At 66.0% G+C, this 16,288-nt stretch carries 16 protein-coding genes; 5 read left to right on the top strand and 11 right to left on the bottom strand.

Annotated features, from left to right (window positions below):
* Window positions 1-37: 37 nt before the first annotated feature.
* On the bottom strand, window positions 38-208 hold the full coding sequence (locus tag U1839_RS16695; RefSeq protein WP_281130187.1) for a hypothetical protein: 171 nt from the start codon (window positions 206-208) through the stop codon (window positions 38-40).
* A gap of 104 nt (window positions 209-312) precedes the next feature.
* Between U1839_RS16695 and gcvA the strand changes: the two genes are divergently transcribed.
* The 3 genes from gcvA to U1839_RS16680 all read left to right on the top strand — a co-directional run bounded on the left by gcvA (window position 313) and on the right by U1839_RS16680 (window position 5,547).
* The gene (gcvA, locus tag U1839_RS16690; protein WP_332804720.1) at window positions 313-1,212 is read left to right on the top strand and encodes a transcriptional regulator GcvA; all 900 of its coding nucleotides are present in this window, start codon (window positions 313-315) and stop codon (window positions 1,210-1,212) included.
* Between the two features lie 171 nt (window positions 1,213-1,383).
* Window positions 1,384-4,245: a TonB-dependent receptor domain-containing protein gene (locus U1839_RS16685; RefSeq protein WP_332804719.1), complete on the top strand. Its 2,862-nt coding sequence runs from the start codon at window positions 1,384-1,386 to the stop codon at window positions 4,243-4,245.
* Window positions 4,246-4,500: 255 nt separating this feature from the next.
* The gene (locus U1839_RS16680) at window positions 4,501-5,547 is read left to right on the top strand and encodes a rod shape-determining protein (protein ID WP_332804718.1); all 1,047 of its coding nucleotides are present in this window, start codon (window positions 4,501-4,503) and stop codon (window positions 5,545-5,547) included.
* Between the two features lie 701 nt (window positions 5,548-6,248).
* On the opposite strand, the gene U1839_RS16675 is transcribed toward U1839_RS16680, so the two are convergent.
* The 7 genes from U1839_RS16675 to U1839_RS16645 all read right to left on the bottom strand — a co-directional run bounded on the left by U1839_RS16675 (window position 6,249) and on the right by U1839_RS16645 (window position 9,103).
* A complete protein-coding gene (locus tag U1839_RS16675; RefSeq protein WP_332804717.1) occupies window positions 6,249-6,641 on the bottom strand; it encodes a hypothetical protein in 393 nt (130 codons plus the stop codon).
* Entirely contained in the window at window positions 6,616-7,401 is a 786-nt protein-coding gene (locus U1839_RS16670) for an HNH endonuclease (protein ID WP_332804716.1), read from the bottom strand. The genes U1839_RS16675 and U1839_RS16670 overlap by 26 nt, the downstream gene beginning before the upstream one ends.
* A gap of 91 nt (window positions 7,402-7,492) precedes the next feature.
* Window positions 7,493-7,705: a hypothetical protein gene (locus U1839_RS16665; protein WP_332804759.1), complete on the bottom strand. Its 213-nt coding sequence runs from the start codon at window positions 7,703-7,705 to the stop codon at window positions 7,493-7,495.
* A 54-nt stretch (window positions 7,706-7,759) separates the two neighbouring features.
* Window positions 7,760-8,098 carry an endoribonuclease MazF gene (gene mazF / locus U1839_RS16660; RefSeq protein WP_332804715.1) on the bottom strand — a complete coding sequence of 113 codons (339 nt, stop codon included), beginning with the start codon at window positions 8,096-8,098 and terminating at the stop codon, window positions 7,760-7,762.
* Window positions 8,092-8,346, bottom strand: coding sequence for an AbrB/MazE/SpoVT family DNA-binding domain-containing protein (locus U1839_RS16655; protein ID WP_332804714.1), 255 nt, complete (start codon window positions 8,344-8,346; stop codon window positions 8,092-8,094). The genes mazF and U1839_RS16655 overlap by 7 nt, the downstream gene beginning before the upstream one ends.
* A 119-nt stretch (window positions 8,347-8,465) precedes the next feature.
* A complete protein-coding gene (locus tag U1839_RS16650; protein WP_332804713.1) occupies window positions 8,466-8,810 on the bottom strand; it encodes a type II toxin-antitoxin system RelE/ParE family toxin in 345 nt (114 codons plus the stop codon).
* Between the two features lie 5 nt (window positions 8,811-8,815).
* Window positions 8,816-9,103, bottom strand: coding sequence for a type II toxin-antitoxin system ParD family antitoxin (locus U1839_RS16645; protein WP_332804712.1), 288 nt, complete (start codon window positions 9,101-9,103; stop codon window positions 8,816-8,818).
* Between the two features lie 171 nt (window positions 9,104-9,274).
* Here U1839_RS16645 and parC point away from each other — a divergent pair, with 171 nt between their 5' ends.
* Together parC and U1839_RS16635 are read left to right on the top strand one after the other, a co-directional pair.
* The gene (gene parC / locus U1839_RS16640; protein ID WP_332804711.1) at window positions 9,275-11,533 is read left to right on the top strand and encodes a DNA topoisomerase IV subunit A; all 2,259 of its coding nucleotides are present in this window, start codon (window positions 9,275-9,277) and stop codon (window positions 11,531-11,533) included.
* 664 nt (window positions 11,534-12,197) lie between these two features.
* Complete coding sequence (locus U1839_RS16635) at window positions 12,198-13,844, top strand: putative bifunctional diguanylate cyclase/phosphodiesterase (RefSeq protein ID WP_332804758.1); 1,647 nt, start codon at window positions 12,198-12,200, stop codon at window positions 13,842-13,844.
* On the opposite strand, the gene U1839_RS16630 is transcribed toward U1839_RS16635, so the two are convergent.
* Genes U1839_RS16630 through U1839_RS16620 form a run of 3 tightly spaced genes read right to left on the bottom strand, consistent with a single transcriptional unit; the run spans window position 13,793 to window position 16,178 of the window.
* Complete coding sequence (locus U1839_RS16630; protein WP_443030631.1) at window positions 13,793-15,004, bottom strand: CCA tRNA nucleotidyltransferase; 1,212 nt, start codon at window positions 15,002-15,004, stop codon at window positions 13,793-13,795. The two genes, U1839_RS16635 and U1839_RS16630, sit on opposite strands and share 52 nt — an antisense overlap.
* Window positions 15,001-15,603, bottom strand: a complete 603-nt coding sequence (locus U1839_RS16625; protein ID WP_332804709.1) for a CoA pyrophosphatase — start codon at window positions 15,601-15,603, stop codon at window positions 15,001-15,003. The genes U1839_RS16630 and U1839_RS16625 overlap by 4 nt, the downstream gene beginning before the upstream one ends.
* Window positions 15,600-16,178 carry a DUF1285 domain-containing protein gene (locus U1839_RS16620; RefSeq protein ID WP_332804708.1) on the bottom strand — a complete coding sequence of 193 codons (579 nt, stop codon included), beginning with the start codon at window positions 16,176-16,178 and terminating at the stop codon, window positions 15,600-15,602. The genes U1839_RS16625 and U1839_RS16620 overlap by 4 nt, the downstream gene beginning before the upstream one ends.
* Window positions 16,179-16,288 lie beyond the last annotated feature (110 nt).

Here is a 16,288-nt window from a genome sequence, read left to right as displayed (position 1 = left end):
AGTCGCGTGCTCCCGCAGCGCCGGGAGCACGGACCGGCTAGCAGGTCGGGCAGTCGTCGCGCCGCGCGCGCTTGCGCCACGGGGCGTCGAACTGTTGGGCGGTGAGATGCTCCATGCTCTCGCCAAAGGCGCGGATCAGCTTATGGAAGCCGCCGGTGAAATGATGATGGTTGTCCGCCCAGGAGCGGTCGAGATAATCGTCGCGCATCGCTCTAACTCCGGTTGTAGTTGCGCCACCGTCATGCCGCGCGCGCCGCGCCGGCGCCAACAAAGCGTTGGACGCAGGTCACAAGCATGGCTTATGGATAGCGCATGCGCCGCATTCCGCCCCTGTCCGCCGTCCGTGTGTTCGAGGCTGCCGCGCGGCACGAGAACTTCACCGTCGCTGCGGGCGAGCTTGGCATGACGCAGGCGGCGGTCAGCTATCAGATCAAGTTGCTCGAGGAGCGGCTCGGCGTGGCGCTGTTCCGCCGCGAGAAACGCCGCGTCGTGCTGACCGAGGCGGGCAAGCGCGCCGCGCCGCAGGTCGCGCGCGCCTTCGACGCGCTCGATTCGGCCTTTGCCGGGATCCGCGCGGAAGATGAGGGATTGCTCACCGTGTCGACCTCCAACACCTTTGCCAATACCTGGCTGGCCTGGCGGCTCGGCAGCTTCCAGATTGCGCATCCCGAAATGGCGGTGCGGCTGCTGACCAGCGACGCGCTGACCGACTTTGCCGCCGATGACGTCGATGTCGCGATCCGCGCCGGGCGCGGGCCGTGGCCGGAACTGGCGCAGGACCTGCTCGTGCCGGTCGACTTCACCCCGATGTGCAGCCCCGACTTCCTCGCCCGCCACGGCCCGATCGTCGCGCCGGCCGATCTGCTGCGTCTGCCGCAGATCAGCCCGCACGATCCGTGGTGGACGCACTGGCTGCGCGAGGCCGGGGTCGATGTGCCCGACGGCCCGCCGCGTCCGGGCGTGCGGCTCGATTCGCAGGCGCATGAGGGGCATGCCGCGATGGCGGCGCAGGGCATCGCCATGCTCACGCCGTTCTTCTGGCGCAACGACCTGCGCGAGGGAAAGCTGGTGCGTCCTTTCGCGCAGGTCTCGACGCGCGGCTATGCCTATTGGCTGGTGTCGCCGATGGCGCGACGCGCCGTGCCCAAGATCCGCCGCTTCCGCGAATGGCTGCTCGCCGAGCTGGCGCGCGATCTGCCCAGCCCGGTTTAGCCGTGCCTCCAATCCGGTCCGGATCGGCGCAGTATGTTACTGATATGACACATTGGCCGTAAGATCGTTACGAACCGGTCATATCTCCCTTGCCTATTGTAACATATTTGTTTCACTTCCGGCTCAAGCGGAGGGGGTGTCGCGAAAGCATAATTCAGCTGGAGTGAATTGATGCGCGATATCAAACTGGGGAAATCGACTGGTGTAGCCTTTCTGGCGCTCGCCGCGGGATTGTGTGCGGTGCCGGCACAGGCACAGCAGGCGACCGACAGCGGTGCCGCAGACGACATCGTCGTCACCGGATCGCGCATCCGTCACTCGCCAGTTGACCAGGACAAGCCGATCGTTACCGTCGATGAAGCGGCGATCGCCAAGACCGGCCTGACCGCGATCGCCGATGTGCTGCAGCGTATCCCCAGCGCGGCCGGCGGCCTCAACACCAAGGTCAACAATGCCGGCAATATCGGCGGCCCGCCGGACGGCACGGGCGTCAGCTCGGGGTCGGCGGAAATCGACCTGCGTTATCTCGCCGCCAAGCGTACGCTGGTGCTGGTCGACGGCCTGCGCTTCGTCAACGGCTCGGCCGCCGGCGGTATTCCGGCCTCGGTCGATCTCAACGAGCTGCCGGTCAATATGATCGAGCGTGTCGAGGTACTGCAATCGGGCGCCTCGCCGCTCTATGGTTCGGATGCGGTCGCCGGTGTGGTCAACATCATCACCAAGCAGGGCCAGAAGGGCCTGCGCGCCTCGGCGCAGTTCGGCAGCTATCGCCAGGGCGACGGCCACACGCAGAATTACGAAGCCAGCTACGGCATCCAGTCGCCATCGACCGGCACGTCGCTGGTGTTCGGTGGCAGCTACACCAAGCAGGAAGCGGTCAAGACCGCCGACCGTTCGATCTCGCAATATCCCAATCCCGGCCAGACCAGCTGCACCGACGCCGTCGGCGGGTGCAGCAGCGCGACCCCGCGTGGTCGCTTCATCGTGTTCGGCCAGAACCTGACGCTGACCGCGCCGGTCATCGGCCGCACCACCACGCCGGCCGATTTCAAGGCGTTCACCAGCGCCGATCGCTTCAACTTCGCGCCGTTCAACTATCTGCTGACCCCGTCGGAGCGCTTCGGTGGCTTCTTCAACTTCAAGCAGGAACTGAGCGACGCCGTGAACATGCGCGTCAAGTTGGTCTACAACCACCGCCATTCGCGCACCGAGGCAGCCTTCCTGCCGTTGTTTGTCGGGCCTGACGCCGGCAACGGCAATTTGCTCGATACCATCTCGATCGACGCGACCAACCCGTACAACCCGTTCGGCGTGACGCTGTCGTCGGGCGCCAACGGCATCCCGGCGAACTATTCGTTCATCGCGCGCCGCTTCGTCGAGGGCGGGCAGCGCATCTTCACGCAGGACGTCGACACGATGTCGGCGACCACGACGTTCGACGGCTCGTTCCATATCGGCGATCACAAATGGTATTGGGATGTCAACGGCGTGTACGGCATCAACGATGCGCACCAGCTGTTCACCGGCAACGTCAATGCCGCCAAGCTGGCGCAGGCGCTCGGCCCGGTGGCGCAGTGCACCGGCGCGTGCGTGCCGTTCAACATCTTCGGCGGCACGACCGTCGGCGGTGTCGGCTCGATCACCCCGGCGATGCTCAACTTCGTCACCTTCGACGAGCGCGACAAGAGCTCGCAGCGGCTGTGGGACTTCACCGCCAACCTGACCGGCGATCTGTTCGACCTGCCGGCCGGTGCGGTCGGCATCGCGGTCGGCTATGAGCATCGCGACCAGCATGCCAGCTACACGCCCGACCCGATCATCGTCGCCGGCCTCGGCGCCGACGTGCCGACCAGCCCGGCGGCTGGCGGCTTCAATGTCGACGAGCTGTACGGCGAGCTGCGCGTGCCGCTGCTCAAGGACACGCCGTTCTTCCAGAAGCTCGAATTCGACGGCGCGGTGCGCCATTCGAACTATTCGTCGTTCGGCAGCAACACCACCTTCACCGCATCGGGGCTGTGGAAGCCGGTCGAGGATTTCCTGATCCGCGGCGGTTTCGCGCAGAGCCTGCGTGCGCCGAGCATCGGTGAGCTCTATGCCGGCCCGTCGCGCTTCGACGCGACGATCAACGATCCGTGCACCAGCGCCGCCGGCGGTTTCTTCGCCACCAACGCCACCGTCCGCGCCAATTGCATCGCCAACGGCGTGCCGGCCAATGGCAGCTATGCCGAACCGACCGGCGGCCAACTCGGCGTGTTCTCGCAGGGCAACACCGCGCTGAAGCCGGAAACCGCCAAGACCTGGACCGCGGGTGCGGTCTACAGCCCGTCCTGGGTGCGCGGCAGCAGCTGGGCGAGCGCGCTCAGCCTCGAGGTGAATTATTATAATATACGCCTCAAGAACGCGATAGACTCGGTCCCGGCGACGCTGACGCTGACGCGTTGCGCGTTCAATGCCGACCCGATCAGCTGCGCCGCGGTGCGTCGCACCGCCAGCGGCACGATCTCGAGCATCAATGGGCGGCTGCTCAACCTCAACGCGATCAACACCGACGGGCTCGACGCGTCGTTCGTCTATCGCTCGCCGACCTTCGCGGGCGGTTCGATCGGGCTCAACGTCAATGCGGCCTATCTGCTGCGTTACGACGTGCTGCCGCCGGCCGATCTCAACGCGCCGACGCTCAAGCTTGCCGGCACCGAACGCGGCAGCCCCGACCAGGCCTATCCGCGCTTCAAGCTCAACGACACGATCGACTGGTCGACGCTGGGGTACGGCGCCTCGTTCACCGCGCGCTATATCAGCAAGGTGGCCGAGCGTGACGGCGTCCACACCATGGGCGCGGTGTTCTATGGCGACGTACAGCTCTATTACTCGCCCGCATGGATGAACAACCGCATCCGCCTCACGCTGGGCGTCAACAACCTGTTCAACCGCGCGCCGCCGCCCTGCTTTACCTGCGACAGCGCCAATTTCGACCCGACGACCTATGACGTGCCCGGCCAGTTCGGCTATGCACGCCTCTCGTTCGGCTTCTGACGCGAAGACCGACACCGGCGGCGCGACGCGCCCCGGCATGACATGAACGGGAGCCGGGCAGGGGAGACCTTGCCCGGCTTTTCGTTGGGCGCGGCGCGCTGCCGCCCCGGCCCGCCACCGCGCCACAGCATCGTCCCGGCGCAAGCGCGCTTGACCCGCCGTGCGGTAACCGCCAGCCGGTAGGCCACCGGCCCCCCGCTTCACCCGCACATCCCGAGTGCGTCGACGCCCCCACGTCCAAATGATTGATTTCCGATGCGCTCTTTCAGCCGCCTTTTCACCCGCGCGTCGCACGACATGGCGATCGACCTGGGGACGGTGAACACCGTGGTGTATCTGCGCGGGCAGGGCATCGTGCTCAACGAACCGTCGGTCGTGGCGATCGAGACGGTCGGCGGGATCCAAAAGGTCCGCGCGATCGGCGCCGAGGCCAAGCTGATGATGGGCAAGACGCCGGCCAATGTCCGCACGATCCGCCCGTTGCGCGACGGCGTGATCGCCGACATCGATGTCGCCGAGCAGATGATCAAGCACTTCATCGACAAGGTGCATGGCGGCGCGAGCCGGTTGCCGCGCCGGCCCGAGGTGGCGATCTGCATCCCGTCGAGCGCCACCGCGGTCGAGCGCCGCGCGATCCGCCAGGCGGCGACCAATGCCGGCGCGAGCCTGGTGCAGCTGATCGAGGAGCCGATGGCGGCGGCGATCGGTGCGGGCCTGCCGATCACCGCGCCGAGCGGGACGATGGTGGTCGATATCGGCGGCGGCACGACCGAGGTCGCGGTGCTGTCGCTCGGCGGCCTCGCCTTCAGCAGCTCGACCCGCGTCGGCGGCGACCGGATGGACGATGCGATCGCCAATGCGACGCGGCGCAAGCACAATCTGATGATCGGCGAGGGCACCGCCGAGCGCGTCAAGTTCGCGATCGGGCTGGCGCGGATGCCGCAGGACGGCATCGGCACGACGATCCAGGTCAAGGGCCGCGACCTGGTCGACGGCATGCCCAAGGAGATCACCGTGACGCAGGGCGAGGTCGCCGCCGCGCTGAGCGAGCTGGTCGGCCAGATCGTCGAGACGGTGCTGCAATCGCTCGAGCAGATCGCGCCCGAGCTCGCCGCCGACCTGTATGACCGCGGCATCGTGATGACCGGCGGCGGCTCGCTGCTCGGCGACATCGACAAGGTGCTGTCCGACGCGACCGGCCTGCCGGTGGTGATCGCCGAGGACCCGCTGAGCTGCGTCGCGCTCGGCGCGGGCAGGGCGATGGAAGAGGCGGCGTATCGCGGGGTGTTGCAGGCGGCGTGAGGGGCAGGGGTTCCCTGCCAACACCATCATGGCAGGGAATTTGGCAGGGACTTCTACATTTATTGTCTTGGCCCGGCAGGGAATTACAGCAGCAACGCGCGAGCGTCGAGGGGCGCTTTGGGTTGCGTTCTCGGGGCCTTCCGTTAACGGAAATGTGCGATTTTTTCTTGATGGCTGCTGGCTGGTCTCGAGGCAGAAAAAACCTCTTTCATTCAGTGTGATGCGGGCGGTTCTCTTGTTCATGAATAACAAGGCGCGATCAAGAGAATAACAAGAGGACAGCACGCTCGCATCTGCGCATGCGCAGGCTTGCCGAGAGGCGCCATGGGCTGGGTGCATGAACGCGAGCCAGGGGGCGGTGCAGCGGTGAGTCGGGGAGCTAATCATAGTCCCACCAACACCCAATATGTCCGAAACTGAATCAGGCTCGATCCGTCAGGCGCTATGCCTCGCCACCCGCGTAGTGATCGAAAACCCATTCGTACGTCCGTGCCGTCTTGGCGTGCCAGATTTCATCGACATAGGGTGGCGGCAGCGAATCAAGGGATTGCTGGATCGCACTGCGCACCGCCGCCTTGGCGCGCTCCTTGAGGCGCCATACGACGACCTGCCGATCTGCTCGACTTCGTGTAGGGCGGGCGAATGTCTCCAATGCCCCCCGTTGCCCGGGTAAGTTTAAGCGGCCGGCTCAGTCGGTAGAGTTAGACTCTCGAAACCTCGGAGATCTGTGAGTCCCATTTCGTCAGCTTGCTAAAAGCGAATACGAACTCTGCCGAAGTACCCCAAAATGGACCGTCAACCGGCGATGGCACATCGACAAACGCAGAAAACTCGTGCCACCCGTGATCGTCATCGGTCGGGCCATCGCTTAGCGCATAGAGCGCTTCATAAAGCGGAGGGATGCCCACCTGCTCGGCGACGAAGAATTCGCCGTCTTGCAACTTCCTGACGATCAGCGCTCGATCCGCGTCCGAAAGCCGGCCGCTCAAATAAATTTGGCTGTGGCTCTTATAGTTAGAAGCGTCGCGATAGAGATATTCGAACGCGGTGACCGGGGTTGCGGATGCGTCAGGCATTGGCGTGAACTCGATCAAATAGGGTTGTTCGATGAATCCTAAGAAATTCCACATCGGGGTCGAACCGCGTGGCGGGTAGGAGAGTACGTCCCTCATAAGGCTCAAAATACATTCTGGTTTCAGAACTTGGACTGTTCAACAGCAATTTCGAGAAGCGGGCTCTGCCGACCTCATCCACGGCCATAAGGCCACGGTCGAACGCACGGTCGAATGTCGCCGAGAGGCAAAGGCCGTTGCGCGGGTTGTGCCGGTTCTTTTCGTCAGTCTTCCACGGCATGATGTGACTAGCGTTGAGCAAACGGATTTCCGTGATGCCCGTGACGCAGCAGCGGCTTTCGTAATTTGCCAGCACGGCCCGCCGGAAGAAGTCTTGTCCTTTGCGTTGCACGATCATCGCCGTGGTAGTGCTTGGTCCTGTGAAGTGATCGAAGGCGTCCGGTGTGGCAGCCTCCTTCAGCGTGCTGCCGCCGTTTAGCGGCTCGGACGCGAGCGCCTCCGCTTCCATGACCAGCCCCGTCCAATCATTTTCGAAATGAGCCCAAATCTGCCGATCCTGCGCCGAGGTGCCAGCCAGTCCAGCGCGACCGCTTTCTCGGATCTTTGGGTCCAAGCTGGCAAAGTTCGCTAGCTTCATCGCGATTGATGACGATGACCGGCCGAGTGCGCTCGCCAGTGCCATGATTTCGGGATTGCGCCGATGCAACTGGCCAAAGGGAAGCTGAAAATAGAGGTAGAGCGCACGCGTGGTTTCCGCCTCGCTCCACGCACCTGCCGCCACTACTCGGTCTCCCACTCCTGATCTCAGGCGTTTCGGCGAAAATTACGTGCCGCGCAATATCTTGCTAGAATGGTGATCACCAACCAACAAATCACCCGTCCCCGCTCGGAACGTGCCGCTCCAACTCCATGGCATCGTGCAGGATCCGCACCACGTCGATGACCGTGCTCGAGCCGACCCGATAAAGCAGCATATGGCGCGCGCGGCGGCCGAAGCGTGCGGTGTGCAGGATGCGCAAGCCGGGCGCGATATCGTCGCTGGGTTTCGCGGTCAGCGCGTCCGGTCCCTCGGCAAGGGCGAGGATCGCCGCACCGATCGGAGTGCGCCGACGTGCGATCAGTGAGCAAAAATCCCGGATCTAAAGGCCGAGCAGCGCGCCCAGCTTCGCCTTTACCTCGGCTAGCGTTGCCGGCGACACAGTCCCCTTACGCGTTGCCCGCCGCGCGCGCCAGTCGAGGCTCTTGACCTGATCGGCGAGGATCGCGCTCGGCGGGTCGTCACTGTCGACAACCTCGAGCGGGTACCCCTTGATGCGCGAGGTCATCGGGCAGCAGACCATCAGGCCGGTCAGCCCGTTATAACGCGCGGGTGACAAGACCAAGGCGGGTCGATGGCCGGCCTGCTCGCGGCCCGTCTGCGGGTTGAAATCCAGCCAGACGACATCGCCCGCATCGGGCACATAACCGGCCGCTACCAAAGCTCATTGCCCATCGGTGCACCGAAATCGACCGGGTCGTGCAGGTTTTCGGGCGTCACTCGGTCAAGCAGCGTATCGAGATCGAAAGCAGGCGCGGCGATGGGTTCGATGACGACGCGTCCGCCCTCCTCACGCACATTGACATGCTGATCGATATGCAGCGACGCCGCGGCCATGATCGCGGAGGGGATGCGCACCGAGGCGCTGTTGCCCCATTTCTTCACCTGGACCTTCATGACGCGTCCCATGTATCGACTTTAGTCGATACATATAGCGTGGCGGGTGGTATCCTGCAACGGCGGCACCTACGCGTCGGCTGGCGCGTCGTTCGCGCCGCCGATGGCCTGTCACGCCACCAACCCACACATCACCCATCCCCACCCAAATCATGCCGCTCCACATCCATCGCATCATGCAGGATCCGCAACACGTCGATCGCCGTGTCCGAGCCGACCCGATAAAGCAGCATGTGGCGCGCGCGGCGGCCGAAGCGTGCGGCGTGCAGGATGCGCAGGCCGGGCGCGATATCGTCGCGGGGTTTCGCGGTCAGCACGTCCGGTCCGTCGGAAAGGGCGAGGATCGCTGCGGTGAGTATCGCGGCATAGTTGCGTGCCTGCGCCTCGCCGAATTGTTCGGCGGTCCAGCTCAGGATCGACTGGTAGTCGCGTTCGGCCGCGGCGGTCAGCCGGACCTGCCACGTCCCCGGCGCCATGACGGTCAGTCGGCCGCCTGACGTACGGCCTGCTCGGTCAGCGAGCCCAGATGGTCGGATAGCGCGTCCCGGCTCGCAAAGGTGCGGTAGTTGCCGTTTTCGATGTCGGCGATGCCCAGCCGCGCAGCGTCGCGCAACAGATCGAGCTTCACCTCGCGTTGCTGCTCGCGTTCCTCGACGAGGCGCAAGCCGTCGCGCAGGACTTCGCTGGCATTCTGGTAGCGCCCCGAACCGACGAGACTGTCGATGATCTGCTCATGACGATCGGTCAGCACCACGTTACGCGTCGGCATTTCCGTGCTCCTCAATCCGAGCTTGCCATAGCATCTATGGCAGATAATGCCAACGATCCGACGCGGCTCGGTGGCGCTCGCTCGGCAGAAGGCCGGGAATTCACGCCGCGCGCGGCGGCGCACCGGAAACCAGATATTCCCATCCCCCCCAAACCCGACTAACCGCACCCCATGGCATCCGACATCACCGACCTTCCCGACAACCCGCCCATCGGCATCCTCGACGCCCCCTTCGACAGTGCGCTGAGCGAGCGCTATCTCGTCTACGCCCTCTCGACGATCACCGCGCGCTCGCTGCCCGATGTGCGCGACGGGTTGAAGCCGGTGCATCGCCGGCTGCTCTGGGCGATGCGGCTGCTCAAGCTCGATCCGACGATGGGCTACAAGAAATGCGCGCGCGTCGTCGGCGACGTGATCGGCAAGTACCATCCGCATGGCGACCAGTCGGTCTATGACGCGATGGTGCGGCTCGCGCAGGATTTCGCGCTGCGTTATCCGCTGGTCGACGGGCAGGGCAATTTCGGCAATATCGACGGCGATAACGCCGCCGCCTATCGCTACACCGAGGCACGGCTGACGCAGGTCGCGATCGACCTGATGGACGGGCTCGACGAGGATGCGGTCGAGTTCAAGCCGACCTACAACGGCGAGGAGCAGGAGCCCGAGCTGTTCCCGGGCGCCTTCCCCAATCTGCTCGCCAATGGCGCGTCGGGCATCGCGGTCGGCATGGCGACGAGCATCCCGCCACACAATGCCGCCGAGCTGTTCGGCGCGGCGATCCTGCTGGTCGATCAGCCCGATGCGAGCATCGCGCAGGTGCTCGAACATGTCACCGGCCCCGACTTCCCGACCGGCGGGCTGGTGGTCGACAGCGCCGCCGCCATCGCCGAGGCCTATGCCACCGGGCGCGGCGGGTTTCGCGTGCGCGCGCGCTGGCATGTCGAGGATCTCGGGCGCGGCACGTGGAACGCGATCGTCACCGAGATCCCGTACGGTGTGCAGAAGGGCAAGCTGATCGAGCAGATCGCCGGCATCATCAACGACAAGAAGCTGCCGATCCTCGCCGATATCCGCGACGAATCCGACAGCGAGATCCGCATCGTCATCGAGCCGCGCGCGCGCACCGTCGATGCGACGATGCTGATGGAGAGCCTGTTCAAGATGAGCGACCTGGAGAACCGGGTCAGCCTCAACCTCAACGTGCTCGACGCGCGCCGCACGCCGCGCGTGATGAGCCTGAAGGAGGCGCTCGGCGCCTGGGTCGAGCATCAGTTCGTCGTGCTGCAGCGCCGTACATCGCATCGCCTCGCCAAGATCGCCGACCGGCTCGAACTGCTGACCGGCTATATCATCGCCTATCTCAACCTCGACCGCGTGATCGAGATCATCCGCACCGAGGACGAGCCCAAGCCGGTGATGATCGCCGAGTTCGCGCTCAACGACCGCCAGGCCGAGGCGATCCTCAACATGCGGCTGCGATCTTTGCGCAAGCTGGAAGAGATGGAGCTGCGCAAGGAGCGCGACAAGCTCGAGGAGGAGCGCTCGGGGCTGGAGGCGCTGCTCGGCAGCGAGGCGCGGCAGCGCACGCGGCTCAACAAGGATTTTGCGAAGCTGCGCGAGCGTTATGGCGCGGAGACGAAGCTGGGCAAGCGCCGCACGACGATCGAGGAAGCCGCGCCGGCGCGCGACATCCCGATCGACGCGATGATCGAGCGCGAGCCGATCACCGTCATCCTGTCGCAACGCGGCTGGATCCGCGCGATGAAGGGGCATCTCGATGCCGCGCAGACCGCCGAATTGAAGTTCAAGGACGGCGACGCCGCCTTCCTGTCTTTCCCGGCGCAGACCACCGACAAGATCCTGCTCGCTGCCGAAAATGGTCGTTTCTTCACGCTCGGCGCCGACAAGCTGCCCGGCGGGCGCGGCTTTGGTGAACCGGTGCGGCTGATGATCGATCTCGACGGCGATGTCGGCATCGTCGCGCTGATGCCGGCGAGCCGCGCGGAAAAGCTGCTCGTCGCGGCGAGCGACGGACGCGGCTTCATCGTGCGCAGCGCCGACACCATCGCCGAGACGCGCAAGGGCAAGACGGTGGTGACGCCGCGGCTCGGCGCCAAGCTCAAGCTGGTGCGGCCGATCGCGCCGGGCGCCGACTATCTCGCGGTGATCGGCGACAATCGCCGGTTGCTGGTGTTCCCGCTCGACGAGGTTGCCGAGCTGGCGCGCGGGCAGGGGGTGCAGTTGCAGCGTTATCGCGACGGCGGCCTGTCCGACGCGGTGAGCTTCGTCTTCACCGAGGGGCTGAGCTGGGCGATGGGCGGCGACAGCGGCCGCACGCGCACCGAGACCGACCTGACGGCCTGGCGCGCGGCGCGCGGCGCGGCCGGGCGGATGCCGCCCAACGGCTTTCCGCGCGACAATCGGTTCTGAGGGCGGCGGTTCTGAGGGCGGCGTTTCTAAGGGCGGCGCTTCTAACGGCGCTGTTTTTTCCGGTGAAAAGCTGACGGGCGCGGCGTTGCGGGGGAGGCTGCCGCGCCCGTCCTGCGGAGCGACCTGGGTGGGGCCAGTCGCTCGCGGCAGCGGGTCGATCACGCAATTATTATGTCATGCAGCCACAGGCGGCGAACGACTCGATAGATAGTGCGCACTTTTACGCTGACAAGGTCAAGTGGAATTGGGTCCGGATTGCGTGCCATCGCGCGCGAAGCATGATCCCGCGGCACGATTTATTTGGCATATGCTATGCCGATACACCCGAATAATTAACTGACCCGCGCTATGCACGATCGGGAAAGTCACGAAAACTGTTGGACATAGCGGTAGCGATGACAAGCGTATGACACGCCCGTCCGGCACCTTTTGCTCTGCTTACCGTATCATATGCCGCCGCCCGTATCGCTCGCGGCGGTCATTGTCGCGCCGCAACGATCGCGATTAACTCCATGATTTTGCCGCCGCCTTTCAGCGGACCTTAACGAAATCGGGCTAGAGCCGGGATTGCATGGCGCTAACCAAGCTCCGCGCGTTGATCGCCCCCCGTGCTCCGGCTCCCGCCGGGGCGGCGGCCCCGCGCTATCCGTCGGTCGAGGCGGCGATGACCGCGATCGACCTGCTGCCGATCCCCGCACTGCTCATCACCTGGCACCAGCGCCGATTCACTTTCGAATCGACCAACAAGCCGTTCCGCGTCGCCGGGCTCGGCACGACGCCCGAGCAATCGACGCTGATCGCCGATATCGGCCCGCGCATCGCCGCGTTCATCGAGGGCGAATCGCTGCGCGAGGACTTCACCTGGGAGGTCGGTGACGCGGTCGACCGCCGTCATTACCGCGTCACGCTGGCGCGGGTGATCAAGAATCCGTTCGGCCGCTGCTTCGTCACGCTGGTCGACGAGACCGGCGAGCGCCGCACCGAACGAAATCTGCGCCGCGAGATGATGACCGACAGCCTGACCGGCCTGTCGAACCGCGCCGGGTTCAGCGACCGGCTCGAGGGGCTGCTCGCGGTGACCGCCAATCGCCCATGCTATGCCGTTCTGGTGCTCGATCTCGATCGCTTCAGCCGGGTCAATGCCTGTCTCGGCTCGATGGCCGGCGACGAACTGCTGATCACGGTCGCACGCCGCATCAAGGGCGCCTTGCGCGCCGGCGATGTGCTGGCGCGCACCGGGGGCGACGAGTTCGGTATCCTCGTCAAGCTCGAGGACGGGCCGAGCGACGCCGAGCATGTCGCCAAGCGCATCCAGGGCGCGCTCGCCACGCCGTTCCGCCTGTCGGATTTCGAGATCCGCGTATCATGCTCGATCGGCATCGCCTTCGGTGCGGCCGAGGTCGACGATGCCGAGGAGCTGATCCGCCACGCCCAGTTTGCGGTCAAGCGCTCCAAGACCAGCGGTCGCGCCGAGGCCTATCAGATCCAGGCGTTCGACATTGCGCGCGAGCAATTCGGCATGGAGACGGCGCTGCGCCGCGCGATCGAGCGCGGCCAGATGCGACTGACCTACCAGCCGATCTGCGACCTCGCCACCGGGCAGATCGTCGCGTTCGAATCGCTCGCGCGCTGGTGCGACGAGCATGGCACCGAATATATGCCGGGCGACTTCATCCCCGTGGCCGAGGAATCGGGGCTGATCGTTCCGCTCGGGCGCTGGGCGATCGATGAGGCGGCGCGCACGCTCGCCGCCTGGGATGCGCGGCTCGGTGAACAGAGCGTCGCCAAGCTCGCGGTCAATTTGTCGGCGATCCAGTTGCAGCGCGACGCCATCGCCCCGCTGCTCGAACGCGCGCTGTCGGAAAACGGCCTGACGGGCTCGCGCTTCACGCTCGAACTGACCGAGAGCGCGCTGGTCACCGATCCCGACCGCATCGCCGGGATCATGCAGGCACTGAAGGATGTCGGCGCGACGATCGCGATGGACGATTTCGGCACCGGTTATTCCAACCTCGCCTATCTGCAACGCCTGCCGATCGACATCCTCAAGATCGACCGCAGCTTCGTCACCGGCATGCTCGCCGACCGCGACAAGATCGCCATCGTCCGTGCGATCCTCAGCCTGGCACAGGCGCTGGGCATGAAGACAACCGCCGAGGGGATCGAGACCAACGAGCTCGGCCAGACGCTCGCCGCGCTCGGCTGCACCTATGGCCAGGGCTATATCTATTCGCGGCCGCTCGAGGCCGAGGCGGCGTATCAGCTGTTCTGCGAGCGCCGCCAGCCATCGACCGCCGCCGCCGCGAGCTGAGCTACGCGGGCTGCGTCGGGAAATTCCTCCGCGATCCACTGATCCTCGACCGCGCGCAGCAGCCGCGCGACGTCCGGCCCCTTGCGCACCCCCATCTCGACCAGCGCGCCGCCGGTGAGGGGTAGGCTGGGAGCATCCCAGTCCGCGATGGCGGCGAGCTTTTGAGCAACGGCGTCGTCGGGCAGGTCGGACAGCAGCAACTGATCGCTCGCGCCGGCGATGCCGAGGCGGTAGCGCAGCTCGAACGCACGCTCGGTCAGCAGCGGTTGGGCTGCGTTCGTCATGCGCTTGCGATCGGCGTTGGACAGCTTCAGTCGCGCGCCGACATCGTCGACCGCCGTGGCCGGCAGCAGCGCGGCGAGGCGGCGAATCGCATCGGGGGCGATGCCCGTCGCCGCTTCGCGCGCAGCGGTGCGGGTGAAGCGCGCGAGATCGGCGATTTCGGGCAGCACGGGCGTGAAGATGCCCTCGTCGAGCATCACCGCGACCACCGCGACGGCGTGGCGCGCGACGAGCAGGCGGAGCAGTTCGGCGGCGATGCGCTCGCGCGACAGCGCCATCAGGTCGTTGGCGCGCGTCGCACAGGCCTCCAGCCCGGCCGGGTCGATCGCGTCGCCGAAGCGGGCATGGAAGCGGAAGAAGCGCAGGATGCGTAAGTGGTCCTCGGCGATGCGCTGCAGCGGGTCGCCGATGAAGCGCACCACGCCCGCGTCGAGATCGGCCAGCCCGCCGAAATAATCGAAGATTTCGCCCGATACGGGGTCGGCATAAAGCGCGTTCATCGTGAAATCGCGCCGCGCCGCATCCTCGCGCCAGTCGCCCGTGAAGGCGACGGTGGCGTGGCGGCCGTCGGTCTCGACGTCGCAGCGCAACGTCGTCACCTCGACCGGGCCATCGGGCAGCACCGCGGTGATCGTGCCGTGCGCGAGCCCGGTCGGCACCGCCTTGATGTCGTTGCCGCGCAGCAGTGCGATGACGCGATCGGGCGCATGCGTCGTGGCGAGATCGATATCGGCCACGTCGATGCCGAGCAGCGTATCGCGCACCGCCCCGCCGACGAAGCGCACGCGGCCCTCGCCGGCGCCGAGCACCGCGCATAGCCGGTCGAGCCCGGCGCGGTGGCGCCAGGTAGCGTCAGGCAGGGTAGAGAGCTGCGTCACGGTGCCCAACGCAGCCGCCGCGACAGGTTGACGATCATCGCCGCAGTCGCGCCCCAGATGCGGTGGCCGCCCCAGCTGATCTCGTAATAATGCCGGTTGCGGCCCTGAAATTCGACGCTCGCCTCGATATGGTTGGCGCTGTCGAGCACGAAATCGAGCGGGACCTCGAACACCTCGGCGACCTCGCCGGTCGAGGGCACGAACACAAGGTCGGGCGCGATGACGCCGATGACGGGGGTGACCTCGAAGCCGGTGATGGTGCGATAGCGATCGGCGGTGCCGATGATCGTCACCGCGGTGCGCGGCAGCGCGATCTCCTCCTCGGCCTCGCGCAGCGCGGCGGCGACGGCATCGGCATCGCCCGGGTCGACGCGACCGCCGGGAAAGGCGACCTGGCCGGCATGGCGCGACAACGTATCGGTACGGCGGGTGAGGATCACGCCCGGCGCCGCGCGGTCGGTCACCGCGATCAGCACCGCGGCGGCGGCGGGCTCGGCGAGCGGTGTCGGGTCGAGCTCGCGGTGGTCGCCGGTCAGCAGCACGACCTCGTCGCCGGTGACGCTGTGCAGCGCCTCATGCAATCGCGTGACCAGCGTCATGCCGCCTGCTCCAGCGCGAAGCGGACGCCGTTGCTCCATACCGCCGGCGGCTGCTCGTCGCCGGCCAGCGCGATCTGCGCGAGCTCGTAATAAACCGGCCGTGCGACCAGCGCCTCGAGCCCGGCACCGATCGTGCCGCGTACATGGAGATAGGGCCGCGGACCGTCGTCGGTCTGTTCGAAGCGCAGCGGGTGCGTCGCATCGGCGTTGATCAACTCGCCGGTGTTGAGCCGGAAGGCGAGCCGCGCCTCGCGGCCCTCGCCCTCGGCCTTCACCTCCACCGCGACGAACGGCGCGTCCTCGACCGCGATGTCGAGCTTCTCGACCGGGGTGACCAGCACATAGCCGCCTTCGGGCTCGCGTCGCAGGATCGTCGCGAACAGCCGCACCATCTCGATCCGGCCGATCGGCGAACCCTGGTGAAACCACGTCCCGTCGCGCGCGATGCGCATCTCGCTGTCGCCGCAATGCGTCGGGTTCCAGCGCTCGACCGGTGGCAGTTTCTGCTCGGCGACGAGCCGCGCCACCTCGGCGAGCGACAAAGCGGCGAGGTCGGGGGGAGGGGTCATCGGCATGCCCTGCGGTTAGGCGGTGTGAACCAAGGCGTAAAGCATGCGTTGTTTTACGGATGGACTTGGCGGCGCGGACTGCGCGATGCGGGCTGCCATGCGACGGCGCGTCGTTG

It is taken from the genome of Parasphingomonas halimpatiens (assembly GCF_036663795.1).
In the GTDB taxonomy this organism is placed as follows: Bacteria; Pseudomonadota; Alphaproteobacteria; order Sphingomonadales; family Sphingomonadaceae; genus Sphingomonas.
The sequence above is the reverse complement of the archived record's forward strand: the minus strand, read 5'-3'. Positions and strand labels throughout refer to the sequence as shown.